General features: G+C 71.5%; 18 protein-coding genes. 5 read left to right on the top strand and 13 right to left on the bottom strand.

Annotated elements, in window-relative coordinates; all coding sequences use genetic code 11:
- Positions 1–40: 40 nt before the first annotated feature.
- Positions 41–496, top strand: a complete 456-nt coding sequence (locus ACIPK3_RS15915) for a GNAT family N-acetyltransferase (protein WP_402570007.1) — start codon at positions 41–43, stop codon at positions 494–496.
- Here ACIPK3_RS15915 and galK read toward each other — a convergent pair.
- Genes galK through galT form a run of 3 tightly spaced genes read right to left on the bottom strand, consistent with a single transcriptional unit; the run spans position 462 to position 3,681 of the window.
- Positions 462–1,655, bottom strand: a complete 1,194-nt coding sequence (gene galK / locus ACIPK3_RS15910) for a galactokinase (protein ID WP_402570005.1) — start codon at positions 1,653–1,655, stop codon at positions 462–464. The genes ACIPK3_RS15915 and galK overlap by 35 nt on opposite strands.
- Positions 1,655–2,623: a UDP-glucose 4-epimerase GalE gene (galE, locus tag ACIPK3_RS15905; RefSeq protein ID WP_402570003.1), complete on the bottom strand. Its 969-nt coding sequence runs from the start codon at positions 2,621–2,623 to the stop codon at positions 1,655–1,657. Before galE ends, galK begins: the two co-directional genes overlap by 1 nt.
- Positions 2,620–3,681 carry a galactose-1-phosphate uridylyltransferase gene (gene galT, locus ACIPK3_RS15900; RefSeq protein WP_402570001.1) on the bottom strand — a complete coding sequence of 354 codons (1,062 nt, stop codon included), beginning with the start codon at positions 3,679–3,681 and terminating at the stop codon, positions 2,620–2,622. The genes galE and galT overlap by 4 nt, the downstream gene beginning before the upstream one ends.
- Positions 3,682–3,846: 165 nt before the next feature.
- Between galT and ACIPK3_RS15895 the strand changes: the two genes are divergently transcribed.
- Positions 3,847–5,526 (top strand): sodium:solute symporter family protein, encoded by a 1,680-nt coding sequence (locus tag ACIPK3_RS15895; protein ID WP_402569999.1) that lies wholly within the window; start codon positions 3,847–3,849, stop codon positions 5,524–5,526.
- A gap of 21 nt (positions 5,527–5,547) precedes the next feature.
- Entirely contained in the window at positions 5,548–5,898 is a 351-nt protein-coding gene (locus ACIPK3_RS15890; RefSeq protein ID WP_402569997.1) for a hypothetical protein, read from the top strand.
- On the opposite strand, the gene ACIPK3_RS15885 is transcribed toward ACIPK3_RS15890, so the two are convergent.
- From ACIPK3_RS15885 to rsmI, 10 genes are all read right to left on the bottom strand, one after another.
- Positions 5,895–6,593 (bottom strand): LuxR C-terminal-related transcriptional regulator, encoded by a 699-nt coding sequence (locus tag ACIPK3_RS15885; RefSeq protein WP_402569996.1) that lies wholly within the window; start codon positions 6,591–6,593, stop codon positions 5,895–5,897. The genes ACIPK3_RS15890 and ACIPK3_RS15885 overlap by 4 nt on opposite strands.
- A 202-nt stretch (positions 6,594–6,795) precedes the next feature.
- Complete coding sequence (locus ACIPK3_RS15880) at positions 6,796–8,649, bottom strand: PQQ-binding-like beta-propeller repeat protein (RefSeq protein WP_402569994.1); 1,854 nt, start codon at positions 8,647–8,649, stop codon at positions 6,796–6,798.
- A 70-nt stretch (positions 8,650–8,719) separates the two neighbouring features.
- Positions 8,720–10,621: a PQQ-binding-like beta-propeller repeat protein gene (locus tag ACIPK3_RS15875; RefSeq protein ID WP_402569992.1), complete on the bottom strand. Its 1,902-nt coding sequence runs from the start codon at positions 10,619–10,621 to the stop codon at positions 8,720–8,722.
- Between the two features lie 201 nt (positions 10,622–10,822).
- Positions 10,823–12,631 carry an ABC-F family ATP-binding cassette domain-containing protein gene (locus ACIPK3_RS15870; RefSeq protein WP_402569991.1) on the bottom strand — a complete coding sequence of 603 codons (1,809 nt, stop codon included), beginning with the start codon at positions 12,629–12,631 and terminating at the stop codon, positions 10,823–10,825.
- A gap of 94 nt (positions 12,632–12,725) precedes the next feature.
- Entirely contained in the window at positions 12,726–13,619 is an 894-nt protein-coding gene (locus ACIPK3_RS15865; protein ID WP_402569989.1) for a 4-(cytidine 5'-diphospho)-2-C-methyl-D-erythritol kinase, read from the bottom strand.
- Complete coding sequence (gene rsmA, locus ACIPK3_RS15860; RefSeq protein ID WP_402569988.1) at positions 13,616–14,485, bottom strand: 16S rRNA (adenine(1518)-N(6)/adenine(1519)-N(6))-dimethyltransferase RsmA; 870 nt, start codon at positions 14,483–14,485, stop codon at positions 13,616–13,618. The genes ACIPK3_RS15865 and rsmA overlap by 4 nt, the downstream gene beginning before the upstream one ends.
- 79 nt (positions 14,486–14,564) lie before the next feature.
- Positions 14,565–15,830, bottom strand: a complete 1,266-nt coding sequence (locus ACIPK3_RS15855) for a ubiquitin-like domain-containing protein (RefSeq protein WP_402569986.1) — start codon at positions 15,828–15,830, stop codon at positions 14,565–14,567.
- A gap of 87 nt (positions 15,831–15,917) precedes the next feature.
- Entirely contained in the window at positions 15,918–16,796 is an 879-nt protein-coding gene (locus ACIPK3_RS15850; protein ID WP_402569984.1) for a TatD family hydrolase, read from the bottom strand.
- Positions 16,797–16,834: 38 nt separating this feature from the next.
- Positions 16,835–17,212: a hypothetical protein gene (locus ACIPK3_RS15845; RefSeq protein WP_402569983.1), complete on the bottom strand. Its 378-nt coding sequence runs from the start codon at positions 17,210–17,212 to the stop codon at positions 16,835–16,837.
- A 264-nt stretch (positions 17,213–17,476) separates the two neighbouring features.
- A complete protein-coding gene (gene rsmI, locus ACIPK3_RS15840) occupies positions 17,477–18,322 on the bottom strand; it encodes a 16S rRNA (cytidine(1402)-2'-O)-methyltransferase (RefSeq protein WP_402569981.1) in 846 nt (281 codons plus the stop codon).
- A 77-nt stretch (positions 18,323–18,399) separates the two neighbouring features.
- Between rsmI and ACIPK3_RS15835 the strand changes: the two genes are divergently transcribed.
- Entirely contained in the window at positions 18,400–20,163 is a 1,764-nt protein-coding gene (locus tag ACIPK3_RS15835) for a dolichyl-phosphate-mannose--protein mannosyltransferase (protein ID WP_402569979.1), read from the top strand.
- Between the two features lie 94 nt (positions 20,164–20,257).
- Positions 20,258–21,361, top strand: a 1,104-nt coding sequence (locus ACIPK3_RS15830; RefSeq protein WP_402569977.1) for a serine/threonine-protein kinase, incomplete at its 3' end; no start/stop codon positions are given.

Genomic DNA, 21,361 nt, shown 5'->3' with positions numbered 1-21,361 from the left:
AGCGGAAGCCAATTCGCAGAACTGGCCGTCCGGCGCGTTTATGGTGTGGCGCATGTTTCGTATTGAGACGGAAGTCGACAAGGCGAGGCGTGAAGTTCTCCGTTCACGGCTGCTCGACGCCAACACGACGGCGTCTCCCGTCCTCGCCGCGCTGCGCGGCACTCCGGGCGAACGCGATCAACCGCTGCATGTGTGGGCGCTGGACGAGGCCGGCCGGCTGGCGGGCGGACTGGTCGGCCACACCTGGGCGACCTGGCTGCACGTGACCTATCTGTGGGTGGACACGCCCCACCGCGGCTCGGGCCTCGGCTCCCGGCTGCTCGCCGAGGCGGAGCGGCTGGCCCGCGAGGAGCGGGACTGCCGGACGGCCCGCCTGGAGACCTGGGACTTCCAGGCGCCGGACTTCTACCGGAAACAGGGGTACGACGTGGTGTGCGTGATCCCCGACTACCCGCCGGGGGTCACGGAGTACACCCTGACCAAGCGGATCGGCTGACCCTGCGGGCCCCCGCCGAGGGCGCCGCCTCGAAGACCCGTGGCGGCGTGAGGTTCGCCGTCGCGAAGGCTTCCTCGACCGCCTTGGTGATCGTGGCGGTGTCGGCGGTGCGGACGAGGACGATCGCCGATCCGCCGAAGCCGCCGCCGGTCATACGGGCGCCGAGCGCGCCGGCCGCCAGGGCGGTGTCGACGACCAGGTCGAGTTCGGGGCAGGAGACTCGGAAGTCGTCGCGCAGCGAGGCGTGCCCCTCGGTCAGAACCGGGCCGATCGCCGCCGCGCAGCCCGACTCCAGGAGCGCGGCCACCCGTTCGACGCGCCCGTTCTCCGTGACCACGTGACGCACCAGGCGCCGCACTTCCTCGTCGTCGCCGAGGCGGGCCAGTGCCACGTCCAGTCCCGCGCGGGGCACGTCACGGAGGGCTTCCACACCGAGCAGCGCGGCGCCCTTCTCGCAGCCGGCCCGGCGTCTGCCGTACTCGCCGTCGCTGTGGGCGTGTTCGACGCGGGTGTCGACCACCAGCAGGCGCATGCCCTCGGCGGCGAGGTCGAACGGGATCTGCTTCCGGGCGAGGTCGCGGGTGTCGAGGAAGAGGGCGTGGCCCTCCGTGCAGCAGGCCGACGCGGTCTGGTCCATGATGCCGGTGGGTGCACCGACGTAGACGTTCTCGGCGTGCCGGCAGAGCAGGGCCAGTTGCCGGCGCGGGAGGCGGAGGTCGTGCAGGTCGTCGAGGGCGAGCGCGGTCACGACCTCCAGGGCGGCCGAGGAGGACAGGCCGGCGCCGGGCGGGACGGTGGAGGACAGGTGGATGTCGGCGCCGGTGACCGGGTGGCCGGCCTCGCGCAGCGCCCAGACGACCCCGGCCGGGTAGGCCGTCCAGTCCTTGTCGGTGCCGGGTGCGAGCCGGTCCAGGGGCAGCTCGACGACGCCGCCCGCCGCGCCGCCCCCGATGTCCGCCGAGTGCAGGCGCAGCAGTCCGTCGGTGCGCCGGGCGACCGCCGCAAGGGTGGCCTGCGGCAGTGCGAACGGCATGACGAAGCCGTCGTTGTAGTCGGTGTGTTCGCCGATGAGGTTGACCCGGCCCGGCGCCGACCAGACTCCGTCCGGTGCGCTGCCGTACAGCTTCGCGAACTCCTCGGCGACCCGCTGTGCCCGCACTAGTTCTCCTTCGCGATGTGCTGTGCGAACTCCCAGGCGTCGGCGACGATTCCGGCGAGGTCGGCGCGGGACGGCTGCCAGCCGAGGCGCTCGCGGGCGGTGTCGGCGGCCGCGACGAGGACGGCGGGGTCGCCGCCGCGGCGCGGGGCGACCACCTCGGGGATGGGGTGGCCGGTGACCCGGCGGACGGTGTCGATGACCTCGCGGACGGAGAAGCCGTTGCCGTTGCCGAGGTTGCAGATCAGGTGCTCGCCGGGCCGGGCGGCCTTCAGGGCGAGCAGATGGGCCTCGGCGAGGTCGGCGACGTGGATGTAGTCGCGGACACAGGTGCCGTCCGGGGTCGGGTAGTCGTCGCCGTAGACGGAGATCGCGTCGCGGCGGCCCTGGGCGACCTGGAGGACGAGGGGGATGAGGTGGGACTCGGGGTCGTGCCGCTCGCCGTGGACGCCGTAGGCGCCGGCCACGTTGAAGTAGCGCAGCGAGACCGCGCCGAGGCCGTGCGCGGCCGCCTCGCCGGTGATCATGTGGTCGACGGCGAGCTTGGAGGCGCCGTAGGGGTTGGTGGGCCGGGTGGGGGCGCTCTCCATGATCGGGACCTGCTCCGGCTCGCCGTAGGTGGCGGCGGTGGAGGAGAAGACCAGCCTGTGGACGCCCGCCTCGCGCATCGCGCCGAGCAGGGCCATGGTGCCGCCGACGTTGTTCGCCCAGTACTTCTCGGGGTTCACCACGGACTCGCCGACCTGGGAGAAGGCGGCGAAGTGCAGGACTCCGTCGTAGGAGGAGTCGAGCCACTTGGCGGCGTCCCGGATGTCGCCCTCGACGAAGTCGGCGCCGGCGGGCACGCCCTCCCGGAATCCGGTCGACAGGTTGTCGAGGACGGTGACCTCGTGGCCGGCCTCCAGCAGATGCCGGGCGACGACGCCGCCGACATAGCCCGCGCCACCGGTGACCAGATACTTGCCGCTCATGAACTCGCTACCTCTCGCAGTCGCTCGGCCGCGCGTTCCGGCGGCACGTCGTTGATGAACACGCTCATGCCGGACTCGGAACCCGCGAGAAACTTGAGCTTGCCGGAAGTACGGCGGACGGTGAAGAGCTCCAGGTGCAGCGCGAAGTCGTCGCGCTGCACCCCGTCGAGCTCAGCCTCCCGCGTCCCGAACGGCGCCTGGTGCCAGGCGGCGATGTAGGGCGTGGGGGGCTCTCCGTCGCCGAAGATCCGGTCGAAGCGCCTCAAGAGTTCCAGATAAACCTTGGGGAATTCTGAGCGTGCCGCCTCGTCGAGTGCGAGCAGGTCGGGGACGCGGCGCTTCGGGTACAGGTGCACCTCGTAGGGCCAGTGCGCGGCGTACGGCACGAAGGCCGCCCAGTGTTCACCCTCAAGGACGACCCGCTCACCGGCGAGTTCCCCGGCGAGTACGGCGTCGAAGAGGTTTCCGCCGCCGCTGTCCCGGTGGGCGGCGAGGGAGCGCAGGGTCAGCGCGGTGCGGGGGGTGACGAAGGGGTAGGCGTAGATCTGGCCGTGCGGGTGGCCGAGCGTCACGCCGATCTCCTCGCCGCGGTTCTCGAAACAGAACACCTGCCGGGTGGCGGGGAGACGGGACAGCTCCGCGGTGCGGTCGGTCCAGGCGTCGAGGACCAGGCGTGCCTGTGCCGGTGTCAGGTCGGCGAAGGATGCGTTGTGGTCGGGGGTGTAGCAGACGACCTCGCAGCGGCCGGAGTCGCCGGCCAGGGAGGGGAAGCGGTTCTCGAAGACGACGACGTCGTAGGAGGAGTCGGGGATCTCGGTGAGCCGTTCGCCCTTGGAGGGGCAGAGCGGGCACTGGTCGGCGGGCGGGTGGTAGGTGCGGCCCTGCCGGTGCGAGGCGACGGCGACCGAGTCGCCGAGCAGGGGGTCGCGGCGGATCTCGGAGGTGGTCACGGTGGGTTCGAGGGGTCGCCGGTCCACCGTCGTGCGCGCGGTGTCACCCCGCAGGTCGTAGTAGATCAGCTCACGGCCGTCGGCCAGTCGAGTCGAGGTCTTCTTCAAAACTCCGGACTCCCTATTCGAGCTGCCCGAGCCAACCCGAGCCATCCGAGCCACTACGCGACCACCCAACCTTCGCACAGAAACGAACACACCAAAACACAACTCACCATCGCAGTCAACATCGCAATCAAACGAGGCGGATGAGCGGACGTGTTCAATGGCGAGGTGCAAATCCCCACATATACCGCGACCGGGCTGCGGCTCCCCACCAACGGGCTCGACTACACGATCCTCGGGATCTACTTCGCCGTCGTCCTGGGCATCGGCTTCGCGGCCCGCCGCTCGGTGCGGACCAGCCTGGACTTCTTCCTCTCCGGGCGGTCCCTGCCCGCCTGGATCACCGGTCTCGCGTTCATCTCGGCCAACCTCGCGGCCACCGAGATCCTGGGCATGGCGGCCAACAGCGCGCAGTACGGCGCCTACACCGTCCACTGGTACTGGATCGGCGCCATCCCCGCCATGGTCTTCCTCGGCCTGGTGATGATGCCCTTCTACTACGGCAGCAAGGTCCGCTCGGTCCCCGAGTTCCTGCTGCTGCGCTTCGACCGCTGGGCCCATCTGCTGAGTTCGGTCCTGTTCGCCTTCTCCGCGATCCTCATCGCCGGTGTGAACCTGTACGCCCTCGCGATCGTCGTGCAGGCGCTGCTGGGCTGGCCGCAGTGGGTGGCGATCGTGGTCGCCGGGTTCTTCGTGCTCGCCTACATCACCCTCGGCGGGCTGTCCTCCGCCATCTACAACGAGGTGCTCCAGTTCTTCGTGATCCTGGCCGCCCTCATCCCCCTCACCGTGCTCGCCCTGAAGAAGGTCGGAGGCTGGGGAAAGCTCACCGACACGCTCACCGCCCAGCACGGCCACGACTTCGTCACCGCGTGGGGCGGCACCGGCATCGGCAGCCCCAACCCGCTCGGTGCGAACTGGCTGACCATCGTCCTCGGCCTGGGCTTCGTGCTGTCCTTCGGCTACTGGACGACCAACTTCGCCGAGGTGCAGCGCGCCCTGTCCGCGAAGAACCTCTCCGCCGCCCAGCGCACCCCGCTGATCGCCGCGTTCCCGAAGATCTTCATCGTCTTCCTGGTGATGATCCCCGGTCTGGTCGCCGCGGCCCTCGTCCCGAAGATCGGCACCGGCGGCTCGTCGCTCCAGTACAACGACGCCATTCCCTACCTGATGGAGCAGCTGCTGCCCAACGGCGTGCTCGGCATCGCGGTGACCGGTCTGCTCGCCGCGTTCATGGCGGGCATGGCGGCCAACGTGTCGTCCTTCAACACGGTGTTCACCAACGACATCTGGGGCCGCTATGTGGTGCGGGGCCGCGAGGACGCGTACTACGTCCGCTTCGGACGGCTGATCACCGCGCTCGGTGTGCTGGCCTCCGTCGGCACGGCGTTCCTCGCGTCCTCGTTCTCGAACATCATGTCCTACCTCCAGACGCTGTTCTCGTTCTTCAACGTGCCGCTGTTCGTCGTCTTCATCATCGGGATGTTCTGGAAGCGCGCGTCCGCGAAGTCCGGGTTCTGGGGGCTGCTCGCGGGCACGGTGACGGCGATGGTCAACTACTTCGTCATCTACAAGAAGGGTGTCATCGGCATCCCCACCGACCAGGGCGCCAACTTCGTCTCCGCGATCGCGGGCTTCGTGGCCGGCGGGGTGGTCATGGTCGCCGTCTCCCTGTTCACCGCCCCGAAGCCGGCCGACGAGCTGGCCGGCCTGGTCTACGGCACCACGTCCCCCGGCATGGCAGAGCCGCCCGCCGCGGGCGACGACGCCTGGTACCGCAGGCCCGCCCTGCTGGGCTGGAGCGCGGTGGTGCTGGCCGCCGCCTGCTACATCCCGTTCTCGTTCTGACCGCGGGAGGATGGAGAAACCATGTCCGACCACCATGACCGCCCCGGCTACTCGGAGAAGGACGTCCAGCGGGAGGTCTCCGACCTGGAGCAGCGGTCCGCGACCGCCGCCCGCATCTTCGACCTGCGCCGGATCATCGGCGGGCTGTTCGTCGTCTACGGCGTCATCGTCACGATCGCCGGGCTGACCGACTCGGACGAGGAGATCGCCAAGGCCCAGGGCATCAACATCAACCTGTGGACCGGCATCGGCATGCTGCTGCTCGGCCTGTTCTTCCTGGCCTGGCTGAAGCTGCGGCCCACCCCGCCACCACCGCCGCCCGCCGAACCCGGGCACGAGGCCGAGGGCCAGGGCGAGCAGCGTCCCTACTAGAGCCTGTCGTCCGCGCGTGATGCCGTGGGGGTCGGGCCGGCCCTGTCGAGCAGGCCGGTCCGGGCCGCCAGGGCCGCCGCCTCCAGGCGGGAGCCGACGCCCAGTTTCATCAGCACGCGCTGCACATGGGTGCGGGCGGTGCTCGGGGCGATGCCCATGCCGGCCGCGATCAGCCGGGTGTCCTCCCCGTCGGCGACCCGGACCAGGACCTCGACCTCCCGCGGGGTCAGCATCTGCAACAGTCGCTGGCCCTCGTCGTCGGGCTGGGCGGCGGGGTTGAGGAGTTCCCCGAAGGCACCCTGAAGGAGCTGCGGGGCGACGGCCGCCTCACCCGCCCTGGCCTTCATGATCGCCCGCTCGACGCCTTCGATCCGCTCGTCGTGCCGTACATACCCCGAGGCGCCGGCCGCGAAGGCGGCCGCGATACCGCGCGGTGACGGCACCGGGCCCAGCACGAGCACCGCGATGTGCGGACGCTCACGCTTGATCCGCAGCACCGGGTCGAAGGCCCCCGGCTCGGCCGGTGCCGCCGTGCCCAGCAGGCACACCTCCGGCGCGCGAGTGATCACCAGCTCCGCCGCCCCCGCGGCCGGAGCCGCCGCGGCGAGCACCCGGTGCCCGCGCAGTTTCAACGCCGACGCCAACGCCTCCGCGAGCAGACGGTGGTCGTCCACCACCATGAGCCGCACTCCCATAGAGCAACCCCCAGTACCCCCCAATGGATGCCCCACTATGGATGCCCACTGGTACTCGTGGACAGAGGGCCCCCCGGCACCCCTGTCCTTCATGCCCCGGAAGCTACACGCTTGTTCGAGCTCGTGCCGCGCTTACCGACGAGATGTGCCCCTGATCGGTTGAATCTCGGGATTTCCCGCCGTTCGGGACCGGGGGGAGGTATCAGCCGCCCGCCCGGAACATGACCGCCAGGTAGTCCGTGCCGGACGACTCCATCTTGTGGGCGTAGATCTGGGACATGTAGAGGCGTCCCTTCGAGTACAGGATCTCCGCGTACTCCGGCTGCATGCTGATCTCCACCGAGTGCGCCTCGTCGGTGGCCGGGTTCTCCAGCAGCACGGTCTCCTTGAAGGAGGCACCGCCGAGGCTGACGATCCGGGCGCCCTTGTCGTACGACGCACGCTTGTACGCGATCAGGTTCCCGCCGTCCGTGCGCAGCGGGGAGATCGTATAGCCGTCACCGGCGTCGCCGCGCTGACCGGTCTGCTTGCCGGTGGCGAGGTCGAAGACCACGACCTCGTTGGTCCGGCTGTACTCGCCGGTGCCTTCGTGTTCCTCGGTGGGCACGTACAGCCGGTCGCCGCCGACCGCGATCTCCTTGCAGTTCTCGACACGGGTGATGCCGTCGCACTGGCCGCCGTACTCGTCGGCGGGGGCCGAGATCCTGGTGCGCAGCCTGCCGGTCCTGTTGTCGATGGAGAAGTAGTCCGAGATGCCGCTGCCGTCGTCGGCGCTGTCACCGACCTCGGCCGCCACCACGAGCGGCTCCGTGGACACGACGCTGGCGTACTCGATGCCCGGGGCCATCTTGTACTCGGAGACGACCTTGCCGGACTTCGGGTCGATGGTCTGGATGTGCAACTGCCTGTTGCCGTACGTACCGCACTTGCGCACCGCGACCAGCTTCTCGCCGCCGCCGTACCCGGCGTCGTAGCAGGTGTCGCCCGGCTTCGGCTGCCAGAGCACCTTGCCGGAGGGGATGTCGAAGGCGGCACCACCGGAGCTGCTGCCGACCGCGACGGTCTGCTGGGCGACCGTCAGGTTCTCGAACGAGATCGGATAGTCACCGGACTTGGCCGTCTGCGTCCACAGCTTCTTGCCCGCGTCGAGGTCGATCGCCGCCACCTGGCTGCATCCCTCGGTGGACTTCTTCGTGGGCATCTTCGGCCGGAAGGCGATCGCCGTCCGGTGGTCCGAGGTGACATGGCCGGTGGTGGCGCACACCGGGCCGGGTAGCTTGATCGTCCACAGCTTGCCGCCCTTCTCGGGGTCGTAGCCGTTGATCTCGGCGATGCCGCTCTTGGCGTACACCTTGTCGGTGAGCCAGGAGCCGGGGGTTCCGACCGTGTCGACGGTCCTGGGCATCGGGACCTGGAAGGCCATCTCGGCGCCGGGGTCGGAGGGCACCTTCTCGGTGCCGCCCGAGGTCATGCCACCGCTGCTGCCGCCGCTGCCCTTGTCGTCCGGGCCGCCGGTGGGGCCGGCGGAGGTCAGGTCGTCGTGCCGGTGCCGGTCCTCACCGCCCGACTTCGCGTACCAGATGCCGCCGCCGATGATCAGGGCGACCGCGACGACGGCCGAGACGACGATGACGAGCCTGCTGTTCGCCTTCCGCCCGCCGGGCTGCGACGGGATCGGCACGGTGGGCCCGCCCGGGTAGCCGTAACCGGGCTGCTGGCCGTAGGCGTTCGGCTGGGTGTACGGGTTCGGCTGCTGACCGGGGTAGCCGTAGCCCTGGGGCGGCTGGGGGGCGCCCTGCGGGGCCCCCGGGTAGCCGTAGCCGGACGGCGGCGGCGGCGTCTGCGGATAGCCGTACGCCGGTTGCGGGGGCGTCGGCGGCCCCTGGGGCGGACCGAAGCCGCCCTGCTGCGGGGGCGGGCCGGGCGGGGCCTGCGGCGGATAGCCGTACCCCGGCTGCGGAGGCGTCGGCGGGCCCTGGGGCGGCTGGTCCTGGGGCGGGCCGAAGCCGCCCTGCTGCGGGGGCTGGCCGGGCGGCGGAGGGGGCGGCTGGGTCACGGCTGGGCACCTCTGAAGGACGGGACGAACAACGGGGACAGTGGAGGAAGCGGAGGCGGGGCGACCGGGATCACTTGCCGAAGGCAAGCATCAGCTTCTCCTTCTTGTCGTCCTTGCCGTTCAGCCGGGTTGCGGAGATGTAGAGCCGTCCGCCGACCCAGTCCACGGCACCGTCGTAGAAGTCGCCCTCGGCCTCCGCGGCGCCCTTCGGGTTCTGGAGCAGCTTCGTCGTCGGGTGCGTCGCACCCGCGGTCGGGATCGACACGACCTGGCCGGCCGCGTCGTACGACGGCTGGACATACGCGATCAGCTTGCCGCCCTCGACCCGGATCGGCGCCATCTCCTCGTCGGCCGGGGACTTCACCCGCCACTTCGCCTTGCCGTTGGCGAGGCTGATCGCGACGATCTCGTTGGCGCCGCTGGAGGAATCGGTCGGCAGGTAGAGGGTGTCCGCGTCGGTGGCCACGCCCTGGCAGCCCTGGAGGTCGCGGGCGAGGAAGCTCCAGTCGCACTGCGGGGCGAAGTCCTCGTCGAAGCCGACCTCCGAGCGGAACTTGCCGGCGGAGGTGAAGGTGGAGATGTTCCAGGCCTTCTTGTCATCGTTGGTCATGTAGACCACGAGCGGGTCGACGGAGTAGGTGCGGGCGACCGTCCAGCCCTTCTTCACCGGCTGCGTCCACCGGACCCTGCCGGTCGCCGGGTCGAGTTCCTGGATCTCGTCGTGCTCGTTGCCGCCCAGGGCGTCACAACTGGCCACGGATATCAGACGGTTGGTGCCGCCGGCGAAGCCGTTCGGGAAGCATTTGCCGTACTTCTTCTTGTCGTACAGCTTCTTGCCGCCGGCCAGGTCGTACGCCGTGCCGGACTGCGAGCGGCCCACCATCAGCGTCCTGCCGGCGATGGTCAGCTGGACCGAGGTCGTGCTGTCGAACAGCGCGCCGTCGGCGACCGTGCCGCTCCAGCCCTTCACCCCGGTGTCGAGGTCGAGTTGCTGAAGCCGGTTGCACTCGGCGCGGTCGCTGGTGCCGCTCATGTACGCCACGACGACCTTGTTGTCGGCCGACTTCTGCGGGGTGACCGCGCAGATCTTCTCCGGGAAGGTGACCGGGGCCCAGGCGGGGGTGCCGTCGGCGACGCGGTAGGCGAAGACCTGCTTGTACGCCGCCTTCACCGCCGTGCTGTCGGTGATCCACATGCCGGGCGCGTCGGCGCCGGAACCGGGCGCGTCCGGGGCAGTCTTGGACCAGAGCACCTTGGCGTCGCCGGGCCCGCGGCCCTCGTTGAGGTTCTCCGTGTCCGAGCCGTCGTCGTCCGCCGGAGCGGCCGAACCGGTGGGCTCGGCGTGGTCGCTCTCCTCGGCGACCGGCTTCTTCTTGCCGTCGCCGTCACCGGTGGCCACATAGACGCCCACGCCGACGACCAGCAGTGCCGCCACGACGGCCGCGGTGATCATCGCGGGCTTGCCCTTGAAGCGGTTCCCGGAGCCACCGGGCGGCGGGGTCCCGGGCGCGCCGGGGTACTGCGGCTGGGGCGGGTAGCCGTAGCCGTATCCGGGCTGCGGCCCGTACGGGCCGGGCTGAGACGGCTGTCCGTAGGGGCCTGGCTGCTGCTGCGGCTGTCCGTAGGGGCCCGGCTGCTGCGGCGCCTGCCCGGGGGCCGGCGGCTGCGGCGGCTGACCGTAGGGGCCCGACTGCTGCGGCACCTGCCCGTGGGGGGCCGGCGGCTGCGGCGGCTGACCGTAGGGGCCCGACTGCTCCGGCACCTGCCCGTGGGGGGCCGGCTGCTGCGGCGCCTGCCCGGGGGCCGGCGGCTGCGGCGGCTGACCGTAGGGGCCGGGGGCTCCGGGGGGAGCGGGCTGCTGCGGCGGCCCGTAACCCGGCTGCGGCGGGCCGTAACCCGGCTGCGGCGGTTGCGGTGGCTGCGGTACTCCGAAACCACCCTGCTGCGGCGGCTGGTCGGGCGGCTGGGACATCAGCGGTATTCCCCCTCGTGCACTGATTTTCCGCCACGCCGTAAGGCTGGCGACGGACCTTTCTATCACCCGGCGCAGACAGCACACGGGGCCGATCCCGCCCCTGTTCCCAAGGGAGAACCGGCCCGTGATGCCGTTGTTATGAGCCTTCACGCCCTCTTCACGCGGCGCACCCGCGCCCGGTGCGATATGCCCGAAAGATCAGGCGTCCTCGGCCAGTTCCAGCCAGCGCAGCTCCAGCTCCTCCCGCTCACCGGCCAAGTCACGCAGTTGGGAATCCAGTTCGGCGACTTTCGCGAAGTCCGTCGCGTTGTCGGCGATCTGCGCGTGCAGCTTGGTCTCCTTCTCGGAGACACGGTCCAACTGGCGCTCGATCTTCTGGAGTTCCTTCTTCGCGGCACGCTGGTCGGCGGCGCTCTTCTCCTGGACGGCGGGCCGGGGCGCGGCGGCCGCGGCCGTGGCGGTGACCGCCTCCTCCATGCGCAGACGCCGCTCCAGGTACTCGTCGATACCGCGCGGCAGCATCCGCAGGGCCCCGTCGCCGAGGAGGGCGAAGACCCGGTCCGTGGTGCGTTCGACGAAGAACCGGTCGTGGGAGATGACGATCATCGAGCCGGGCCAGCCGTCGAGCACGTCCTCCAGCTGGGTCAGGGTCTCGATGTCGAGGTCGTTGGTGGGCTCGTCCAGGAAGAGGACGTTGGGCTCGTCCATCAGCAGCCGCAGCAGCTGGAGCCGCCGCCGCTCACCGCCGGACAGGTCGCCGACCGGCGTCCACTGCTTCTCCTTGCCGAAGCCGAACGTCTCGCACAGCTGCCCCGCGGTCATCTCACGGCCCTTGCCGAGGTCGACGCGCTCACGCACCTGCTGAACGGCCTCCAGAACCCGCAGGGCGGGGTTCAGTTCGGCGACCTCCTGGGAGAGGTAGGCGAGCTTGACGGTCTTGCCCACGGCGATCCGGCCGGCGGCCGGCTGTGCCTCGCCCTCGGTGCGTGCCGAGTCGGCCATGGCGCGCAGCAGCGAGGTCTTGCCGGCGCCGTTGACGCCGACCAGGCCGATGCGGTCGCCGGGTCCGAGCTGCCAGGTGACGTGCTGGAGCAGCGTCTTCGGGCCGGCCTGCACGGTGACGTCCGTGAGGTCGAAGACGGTCTTGCCGAGCCGGGAGGAGGCGAACTTCATCAGCTCGCTGGTGTCGCGCGGCGGCGGCACGTCCCTGATCAGTTCGTTGGCGGCCTCGACGCGGAAGCGGGGCTTGGAGGTGCGGGCGGGCGCGCCGCGCCGCAGCCAGGCCAGCTCCTTGCGCACGAGGTTCTGCCGCTTGGTCTCCTCGGTGGCGGCGATGCGCTCGCGCTCGGCGCGCGCGAAGACGTAGTCGGAGTAGCCGCCCTCGTACTCGTGGACGTCGCCGCGCTGCACGTCCCACATGCGGGTGCACACCTGGTCGAGGAACCAGCGGTCGTGGGTCACGCACACCAGGGCGGAGCGCCGGTCCCGCAGGTGGCGGGCGAGCCAGGCGATGCCCTCGACGTCGAGATGGTTGGTGGGCTCGTCGAGAACGATCAGGTCCTGTTCGTCGATGAGCAGCTTGGCGAGCGCGATCCGGCGCCGTTCGCCGCCGGACAGCGGTCCGATGACGGTGTCCAGGCCCTTGGGGAAGCCGGGCAGGTCGAGGCCGCCGAACAGTCCGGTCAGTACGTCCCTGACCTTGGCGTTGCCCGCCCACTCGTGGTCGGCCATGTCGCCGATGACCTCGTGCCTGACGGTGGCGGCCGGGTCGAGGGAGTCGTGCTGGGTGAGCACGCCGAGCCGGAGCCCGCCGGAGTGCGTGACCCGTCCGGTGTCGGCCTCCTCCAGTTTGGCGAGCATCCGGATGAGGGTGGTCTTGCCGTCGCCGTTGCGGCCCACCACACCGATCCGGTCGCCCTCGGACACGCCGAGCGAGACACCGTCCAGCAGGGCACGGGTGCCGTACACCTTGCTGACGTTCTCGACATTGACCAGATTGACGGCCATTTCACTCCTGCCCGGGGGGATGGATCGGCCCCCAGGGTAGTCGGCGCCCAGCAGTCGCTTTTCCGTCACTCGGTCCCGGCGGGCACAGGCCCGCTCAGACCACCGTCGCCCCCGCGGCCGGGCCGCAGGCGGTCCGTACCGTGCGACATGTGCCCGATGCGCTCAGGGTTTCCGCGATCTTCCGCGCCGACTCGGCGTCCCCTGCGAGGAAGGCGGTCGTCGGGCCGGAGCCCGACACCAGCGCGGCGAGCGCGCCCGCCCCGCGTCCGGCCGCGAGGGTGTCGGCCAGTTCGGGGAACAGGGAGAGGGACGCGGGCTGGAGGTCGTTGGAGACGGCCGACGCCAGCGCGTCCGGGTCTCCCTTGGCGAGCGCGTCCAGCAGTTCCCGGGAGGCCACCGGCTCGGGCACGGTGCGGCCCTCGGCCAGCCGGTCGAACTCGCGGAACACGGCCGGGGTCGACAGTCCCCGCTCGGCCATCGCGAACACCCAGTGGAACGTCCCGCCGACCTCCAGGCCGGTGAGCCGCTCGCCCCGTCCGGTGCCGAGCGCCGCGCCGCCGACCAGGGCGAACGGCACGTCGCTGCCCAGTTCCGCGCAGATGGCGAGGAGCTCGGCCCGGCTGGCGCCGGTGCGCCACAGCGCGTCGCACGCGAGCAGCGCGCCCGCGCCGTCCGCGCTGCCGCCCGCCATGCCTCCGGCCACCGGGATGTCCTTGGCGATGTGGATGTGCACGGCGGGGTCGATGCCGCGCCGCTCGGCGAGCGCGAGCGCGGCGCGCGCCGCGAGGTTGGTGCGGTCCAGGGGGACCTGTCCGGCGTCCGGTCCCTCGCAGGTGACGCGGAGTTCGTCCGCCGGGGTCACGGTGACCTCGTCGTACAGCCCGACGGCGAGGAACACGTTGGCCAGGTCGTGGAAGCCGTCGGGCCGGGCGGCCCCCACGGCGAGCTGGACGTTGACCTTCGCCGGTACCCGTACGGTGACGCTCACTCGGCCGGCTCCCTGTGTTCGGCGATCCGCGCGAACTCCTCGACCGTGAGCGACTCCCCGCGGGCCTGCGGTGAGACACCGGCGGCGGTGAGGGCCGCCTCGGCGGCCGCCGGGGACCCGGCCCATCCGGCGAGCGCCGCCCGCAGCGTCTTGCGGCGCTGGGCGAAGGCCGCGTCGACCACGGCGAAGACCTCCCGCCGGGAGGCCGTCGTGCTGATCGGCTCGGTCCGCCGGACGAGGGAGACCAGGCCGCTGTCCACGTTCGGCGCGGGCCAGAAGACGTTGCGGCCGATCGCACCGGCCCGCTTGACCTCGGCGTACCAGTTGGCCTTGACGGAGGGCACGCCGTACACCTTCGAACCGGGCGGGGCGGCGAGCCGGTCGGCGACCTCCGCCTGCACCATCACCAGCGTCCGCTCGATGCTGGGGAAGGTTTCGAGCATGTGCAGCAGTACCGGTACGGCCACGTTGTAGGGCAGGTTCGCGACCAGTGCCGTGGGGGGCGGGCCGGGCAGCTCGGTGACGTGCATGGCGTCCGAGTGGACCAGTGCGAACCGGTCCGCGCGCTCCGGCATGCGTGCCGCGATCGTCGCGGGCAGCGCGGCGGCGAGTACGTCGTCGATCTCGACGGCGACGACCCGGTCGGCGGTCTCCAGGAGGGCGAGGGTCAGGGAGCCGAGCCCCGGGCCGACCTCGACGGCCACGTCCTCGGGACGGACCTCGGCGGTACGGACGATTCGGCGCACCGTGTTCGCGTCGATCACGAAGTTCTGACCGCGCTGCTTGGTGGGACGCACGCCCAGCGCCGCCGCGAGTTCACGGATGTCGGTGGCGCCGAGGAGGGCGTCTGGGGTGGGGCTGCTCACGGGACAAGGGTACGGGCCGGTGAGCGGCCCCCCGCCCCGCCCCGGCCCCCGGACGCGTGAACCGCGCCGAACCGGCCGCTCAGTCCTGAAGCCGTGACCCGCAGTGCGGCCAGGGACTGGTCCCGCGCCGCAGGTACAGCTTCTTCGCCCGGTACGTCTGCTCCTCCTCGGACGCGTCCTGCGGGCGTCCGCTGCCGCCGAGGTTGCGCCAGGTGTGCCTGTCGAACTGGTAGAGGCCGCCGTACGTGCCCGAGGAGTCCACCGCGTCCGGCTCCCCGCCGGACTCGCATCTCGCGAGGGCGTGCCAGTTCAGGTGGTCGGCGCCCCGCACGGACGGCGGATGCGGTCTGGTGCCCACCCGCACCAGTTGGGTGCGCGGCTCCCGCACCACCTCGGTCCGCTCCGGGCGGGGCCGCTGCCGGACCCCGTTGACGCTTCGTACGAGGTAGGTGATCCGGCGCAGTCCCGGACGTCCGGCGCGCTCGACCACTTCGGTGCCGCGCGGCAGCGAGGGGTCGGGCGTGTGGGTGACGTCGTACGGGATCGTCTCCTCGCGGATCTCCTTGCTTCCGGTGATCCGCAGCACGGTCACCGTCTGCCCGTCCCGGGGGAAGCCGTCGGGCGGCACGGAGGTGGCGTCCTCGCCGCGCAGGGTGATCCCTGCCTCCTCGACGGCCTCGCGGACGGTCGCCGCGTTGGTGCGGATGGTGCGGGCCCGGCCGTCGGCGACGACGGTGACGGCGCGTTCGGTGCGCATGTCGAAGGTGAGCCCGGTCCGGCCGATGCTCCGGGAGCGGGAGACCGACAGATAGGCGCCCTCGGCCCGTACCCCGAGCTGCTGGAGCGCCCCCTCCACGGTGTGCGCGGTGGTCCACACCTGACGCTGCTGGCCGTCGACCGTGAGCCGCACCGGGCGGCCGTAGTGCACGGTGACCGCGTCACCGCTGGCCAGCGCGGTGCCGGGGGCGGGCACCACCACGTCGTGCGGTGCCGTGCGCACGCCCTCCGCGGCGAGCAGCTCGGACACGTCGTCGGCGAAGGTGTGCAGGGTGCGCGGACTGCCGTCGACGGTCAGCTCGATCGCCTTGTCCTCGGCGACGAACGCGGTGGTGCCGCCGGCGAGGAAGGCCACGACGAGCGCCTGCGGCAGCAGCCGGCGTACGGCGGACTCGGGGCGCCGGGCGGTGCGCGCCCCGCGCCGGTGGGCGGCCCGCCCGGCGCGGGGCGGCTCCGCCGGCTGTTCGTAGGCGGGCCGGTAGGTGTCCTCGCGCACTCCGTAGGGCAGTGTCTCCGCGGTGTGCACGGAGGCGCCGGGTCCGTAGGTGTCGTACTGCGGCTTGCTCACGGCCCCAGAACCTAACCGAGCGGACGTCACTCTCCAAAGCGGCGCAACTACGGACTGTTGCCCAACGAACGTATGAATTATTTACAGTCAGTAACCGAAGGCGCGGGCCGTGTTCGCCCCCAGGGCCGCGGCCAGCGTGTCCTCGTCGACACCGCGCACGGCGGCCATGGCACGCACCGTGACCGGGACCAGATACGGCGCGTTGGGCCGGCCCCGGTACGGCGCCGGGGTCAGGAAGGGCGCGTCCGTCTCCACGAGCACCAGTTCCAGCGGGGCGACGGCGAGGGCGTCACGCAGGCTCTGGGCGTTCTTGAAGGTGACGTTCCCGGCGAATGACATGAAGTAGCCCTCGCGCGCGCACTCCTCGGCCATCCCGGCGTCCCCCGAGTAGCAGTGGAAGACGGTGCGGTCCGGCGCGCCCTCCTCCTTGAGCACGCGCAGCACGTCGGCGTGGGCGTCACGGTCGTGGATGACCAGCGCCTTGCCGTGCCGCTTGGCGATCTCGATGTGGGCGCGGAAGGACCGCTCCTGCGCCGCCATGCCCTCGGGTCCGGTGCGGAAGTGGTCGAGTCCCGTCTCGCCGACGCCCTTCACCTGGGGCAGCCCGGCCAGCCGGTCGATCTCGGCGAGCGCCTCGTCCAGCGCCGCGTCACCGCCCGGGGTGCGGGCGCCCTGCCGGGACCAGCCGTCGGGGTCGCCGTGGACGATGCGGGGCGCCTCGTTGGGGTGCAGGGCGACGGTGGCGTGGACGCTGTCGTACGACGCGGCGGTCTCGGCCGCCCATCGGGAGCCCTTGATGTCGCAGCCGACCTGGACGACCGTCGTCACTCCCACCGACGCGGCCCTGGCGAGGGCCTCCTCGACCGTGCCGGACTGCATGTCGAGGTGGGTGTGGGAGTCGGCGACGGGCACCCGGAGGGGCTCCGGGAGCGGCGGTGCCGCGTTCTTGTCGGCGTTCGAAGGCATGCCCCGATCCTACGAAAGCCCCGTCGCACCGAAGCGGGTCAGCCCGCCTTGCGATGGAAGGGGTGCAGGAGGTCGGACAGATGCCAGTGGTGGTGCCTCGGTCCGGCGGCGGGCACGGGGGCGTCCGCCGGGGGCGTCGGCGCCCCGTGCCCGTGGTGGTGCCCCTGGGAGGCGGACCGCACCGACGAGACCTGTCCCGGCCGCATGATCCGCACGACGTGGCCGTCGCAGTTCTGGCAGGCGGGACGGCTCAGCGGGGACGGCACGACACGGCCGTCCGCCAGGTACGTGACGAACTCGTGGCCGTCCGCGCCGGTGTGGTGCTCTATCTCGTACGACTGCTCCCAGCCGTGCCCGCACCGCATGCAGGCGAAGGAGTAGGACTCGTGAACGGTCTGCCGTGCGATCTCGCCCATGCCGGCTCCTCGTGTCCGCTGGAACGTGGAACTGAAAAGGGGACGGAATGTTCCCTTCGACCAGTGGATGCCCACACCGGCACGACTGCCCAGGGGTCCTGTCGAGTGTTGGAGCCGATTTGGGCTCCGCTTGCCGATCGACCCGGACACGGGGTCTGGCCTTTGCTTTACGCGAAGCTTCTTTTGCCACCGTATGGGGCGCGCGCTCATGGGAGGGGCGCCGCGCTCAGACGCGGAGTTTCCGCAGCTCAGAGCGCAGAAACCTCATCCGGCGTGCTTCGCCGCGACCACCGCGTCGAACACCTCCCGCTTGGGCACCCCCGCCTCCGCGGCCACCGCGGCGATCGCCTCCTTGCGCCGCTCCCCCGCCTCCTCGCGCACCTGCACCCGGCGCACCAGTTCCGCGGCGTCGAGCTCACCGGGCCCGGGCTCGGGGGCGCCCTCCACGACGACGGTGATCTCGCCGCGCACGCCCTCGGCCGCCCAGGCGGCGAGCTCCGCGAGCGGTCCGCGCCGTACCTCCTCGTACGTCTTGGTCAGCTCCCGGCAGACGGCGGCGCGCCGGTCCGCGCCGAACACCTCGGCCATCGCGGCCAGGGTGTCGTCCAGCCGGTGCGGGGCCTCGAAGTAGACGAGGGTGCGCCGCTCCCCGGCGGCGTCCCGCAGCCGGGACAGCCGTTCGCCGCCCTTGCGCGGCAGGAACCCCTCGAAGCAGAACCGGTCGACGGGCAGCCCGGACAGCGCGAGGGCGGTCAGCACGGCGGACGGTCCGGGTACGGCGGTGACCCGGATGTCCTTCTCGACGGCCGCCGCGACCAGCCGGTAGCCGGGGTCGGAGACCGAGGGCATCCCGGCGTCCGTGACGAGGAGCACCCGCGCCCCGCCCAGCAGTTCCTCGACCAGCTCGGGGGTCCGGGCGGACTCGTTGCCCTCGAAGTACGACACCACGCGCCCCTTCGGGGTGACGCCCAGCGCCTGCGTCAGCCGGCGCAGCCGGCGGGTGTCCTCGGCCGCCACGACGTCGGCTGCGGCGAGTTCCGTCGCGAGCCTGGGCGGCGCGTCCGCGATGTCGCCGATGGGGGTGCCCGCCAAAACAAGGGTTCCAGTCACGGTCCCATCCTCCCAGGGCGCGCGGAGGTACCGACCATGCACGGGACTCGCACAGAAGGGTTCCCTACGATGGCGCGGTGACCAGTACCGCGTCCTCCACGTCCGACACCCGGCAGGGGCAGGCCCCGCACGACCAGTCGCAGACGGCGTGGCAGCAGCGGCTGCGCCGGTTCGGTTACGCGCCCGGGCCCCGAAGCGACGGCGACGGCAGGGGTGTCGTCGACCGCCTGGTGCCGCCGTACGCCGAGCCCAGCCCCCGGCTGTGGCTGGTGCTGGGGGTGCCCCGGCCCCTGGCGGAACGGCTCACCCGTTGGTCCGGCTGGCTCGGGCCGCTGCTGGTGACGCTGATGGCGGGCCTGATGCGGTTCTGGAACCTGGGCAGCCCGAAGGCGGTGATATTCGACGAGACGTATTACGCCAAGGACGCCTGGGCGCTCGTCCACCGCGGCTTCGAGGTCAACTGGGACAAGAACGCCAACGATCTGATCCTGCAACACGCCGGGCACGTGGGCGTCCCGGCGGACCCGGCGTATGTCGTGCACCCTCCGGTCGGCAAGTACGTCATCGGGCTCGGCGAGCTGATGTTCGGGTTCAACCCGTTCGGCTGGCGGTTCATGACGGCGCTGCTCGGCACGCTGAGCGTGCTCATGCTGTGCCGGATCGGGCGCCGTATCTTCCGGTCGACGTTCCTCGGCTGCCTGGCCGGCGCGCTACTGGCGGTGGACGGGCTGCACTTCGTGATGAGCCGCACCTCGCTGCTCGACGGCGTGCTGATGTTCTTCGTGCTCGCGGCCTTCGGCTGCCTGGTCGTCGACCGGGACAGAGCACGCGAACGGCTCGCCGCCGCGTTGCCGGTGGACGCGGAGGGCCGGGTGCGCCCCGACGCCCAGGTGGCAGGCAGCCTCCGGCTCGGGTGGCGGCCGTGGCGGTGGGCGGCGGGCGTGATGCTCGGCCTGGCCATCGGCACGAAGTGGAACGGCCTCTACATCCTCGCGGCGTTCTGTGTGATGGCGCTGCTGTGGGATGTCGGCGCACGCCGGGTGGCCGGTGCCCGGCTGCCGTACCTGGCGGTGCTGAAGTACGACACGGGTCTGGCGTTCCTGGCCACGGTCCCGGTGGCGATCGTCGTGTACCTGGTCTCCTGGACGGGCTGGATCCTCTCCCCGGCCAACGGCAAGGGCGGCTACTACCGCAACTGGGCGGCCACCGACGGCAAGGGCGGCTTCTGGTCCCATGTCTCGCCGGACTGGCTGCGGAGCCTGTGGCACTACGAGCACGAGGTGTACAAGTTCCACGTCCATCTGTCGGACCCGCACACCTACCAGTCGAACCCGTGGAGCTGGATCGTCCTGGGCCGCCCGGTCTCGTACTTCTACGAGTCCCCCTCCCCCGGCGCCGACGGCTGTCCGGCGGACGCGGGCCAGAAGTGCGCCCGTGAGGTCCTCGCCCTCGGCACGCCGCTGCTGTGGTGGGCGGCCTGCTTCGCGATCCTCTACGTCCTGTGGCGCTGGGCCTTCCGCCGTGACTGGCGCGCGGGCGCCATCGCCTGCGGCGTCGCGGCCGGTTACCTGCCCTGGTTCCTCTACCAGGAGCGGACGATCTTCCTGTTCTACGCGGTCGTCTTCGTCCCGTTCCTCTGCCTGGCCCTGGCGATGCTGCTCGGCGCGATCATCGGCCCACCCGGCTCCAGCGACACCCGCCGGGTCGTCGGCGCGGCGGGCGCGGGCGTACTGGTGCTGCTGATCGCGTGGAACTTCATCTACTTCTGGCCGCTTTACACGGGCCAGGCGATCCCCATCGACAACTGGCGGTCCCGGATGTGGCTGGACACCTGGGTCTAGCCGGGCGAACCGGTGGATTTCGATGAGGTCACGGGTCTGTGCCGGGCCCCGGAGCCGCTGGCTCCACCGAGGCCCGGCACTGTAGAGATGGACCATGAACAGCGACGGGGGAGCCCGCCCCACGGCAGAGGACCCGACCAGTTACCTCCTGCAGCCACCGATACCGCCGGCCGGACGGGAGCCGGGTGCCGGGCGGCTGATCGTCGGCCGCTACCGGCTGCTGGCCAAGCTCGGCCACGGTGGGATGGGCACGGTGTGGCGGGCCAGGGACGAGATGATGGAGCGCGAGGTCGCGGTGAAGGAGCCGCGCGTCCCCGACTACCTCCCCGATCGCGAACGGGCCAACGCCCATGAGCGGATGCGCCGCGAGGCGCGCGCGGCGGCCCGGCTCGACCACCCGGCGGTGGTGAACGTCCACGACGTGGCCGTGGTCGAGGGCTGCCCGTGGATCGTGATGGAGCTGGTGCACGGACGCACGCTCGGCGACGCCATCAAGGAGGGTCCGCTCGACGTGCCCGAGGTGGCCCGGATCGGCCTGCAGGTGCTGGGCGCGCTGGAGGCGGCGCACGCGGCGGGAGTGCTGCACCGCGATGTGAAACCGGACAACGTGCTGCTCGGCCGGTACGACCGGGTCGTCCTCACGGACTTCGGCATCGCGCAGATCGAGGGCGAGACGAACCTGACGAGCACGGGCGGCTTCGTCGGCTCGCCCGAGTACATACCCCCGGAGCGGTTGCTGGGGCACCGTCCCGGCCCGGCGAGCGACCTGTGGTCCCTGGGCGTGGTGCTGTACACGGCCACGGAGGGCGTCTCCCCGTTCCGCCGCAGCAACATCCCGGCGACCCTGCACTCCGTCCTCAACACCGTCCCCCTGGCCGCCACGCCGACGGGGCCCATGGCCGAGGTCATCGCGGAGCTGCTCCACAAGGATCCGGCGGAGCGCCCGGACGCGGCCCGGGTCAGGGCTCTCCTGGAAGAGGCGGCGAAGCCCCCGGCTCAACCCCAGGCTCTCGCGCCCGCCCCGGCGGGCAAGCACTCCAGAGCTTCCACCAGGGCCGCCAAGGCTGCGGCCAAGGCCGAGGCAAAGGACGCCAAGGCCGCTGCGAGGGTTGAGGCGAAGGACACCAAGGCCGCCGCCAAGGCCGAGGCGAAGGACACCAGAGCCGCCACCAAGGACGCCGAGGCCGCCGACAAGGTC

The sequence above is a fragment of the Streptomyces sp. NPDC086787 genome (assembly GCF_044745865.1).
Classification (GTDB): domain Bacteria; phylum Actinomycetota; class Actinomycetes; order Streptomycetales; family Streptomycetaceae; genus Streptomyces.
Note: the sequence above shows the minus strand (reverse complement) of the source record. Positions and strands in the feature narration are given on the sequence as shown.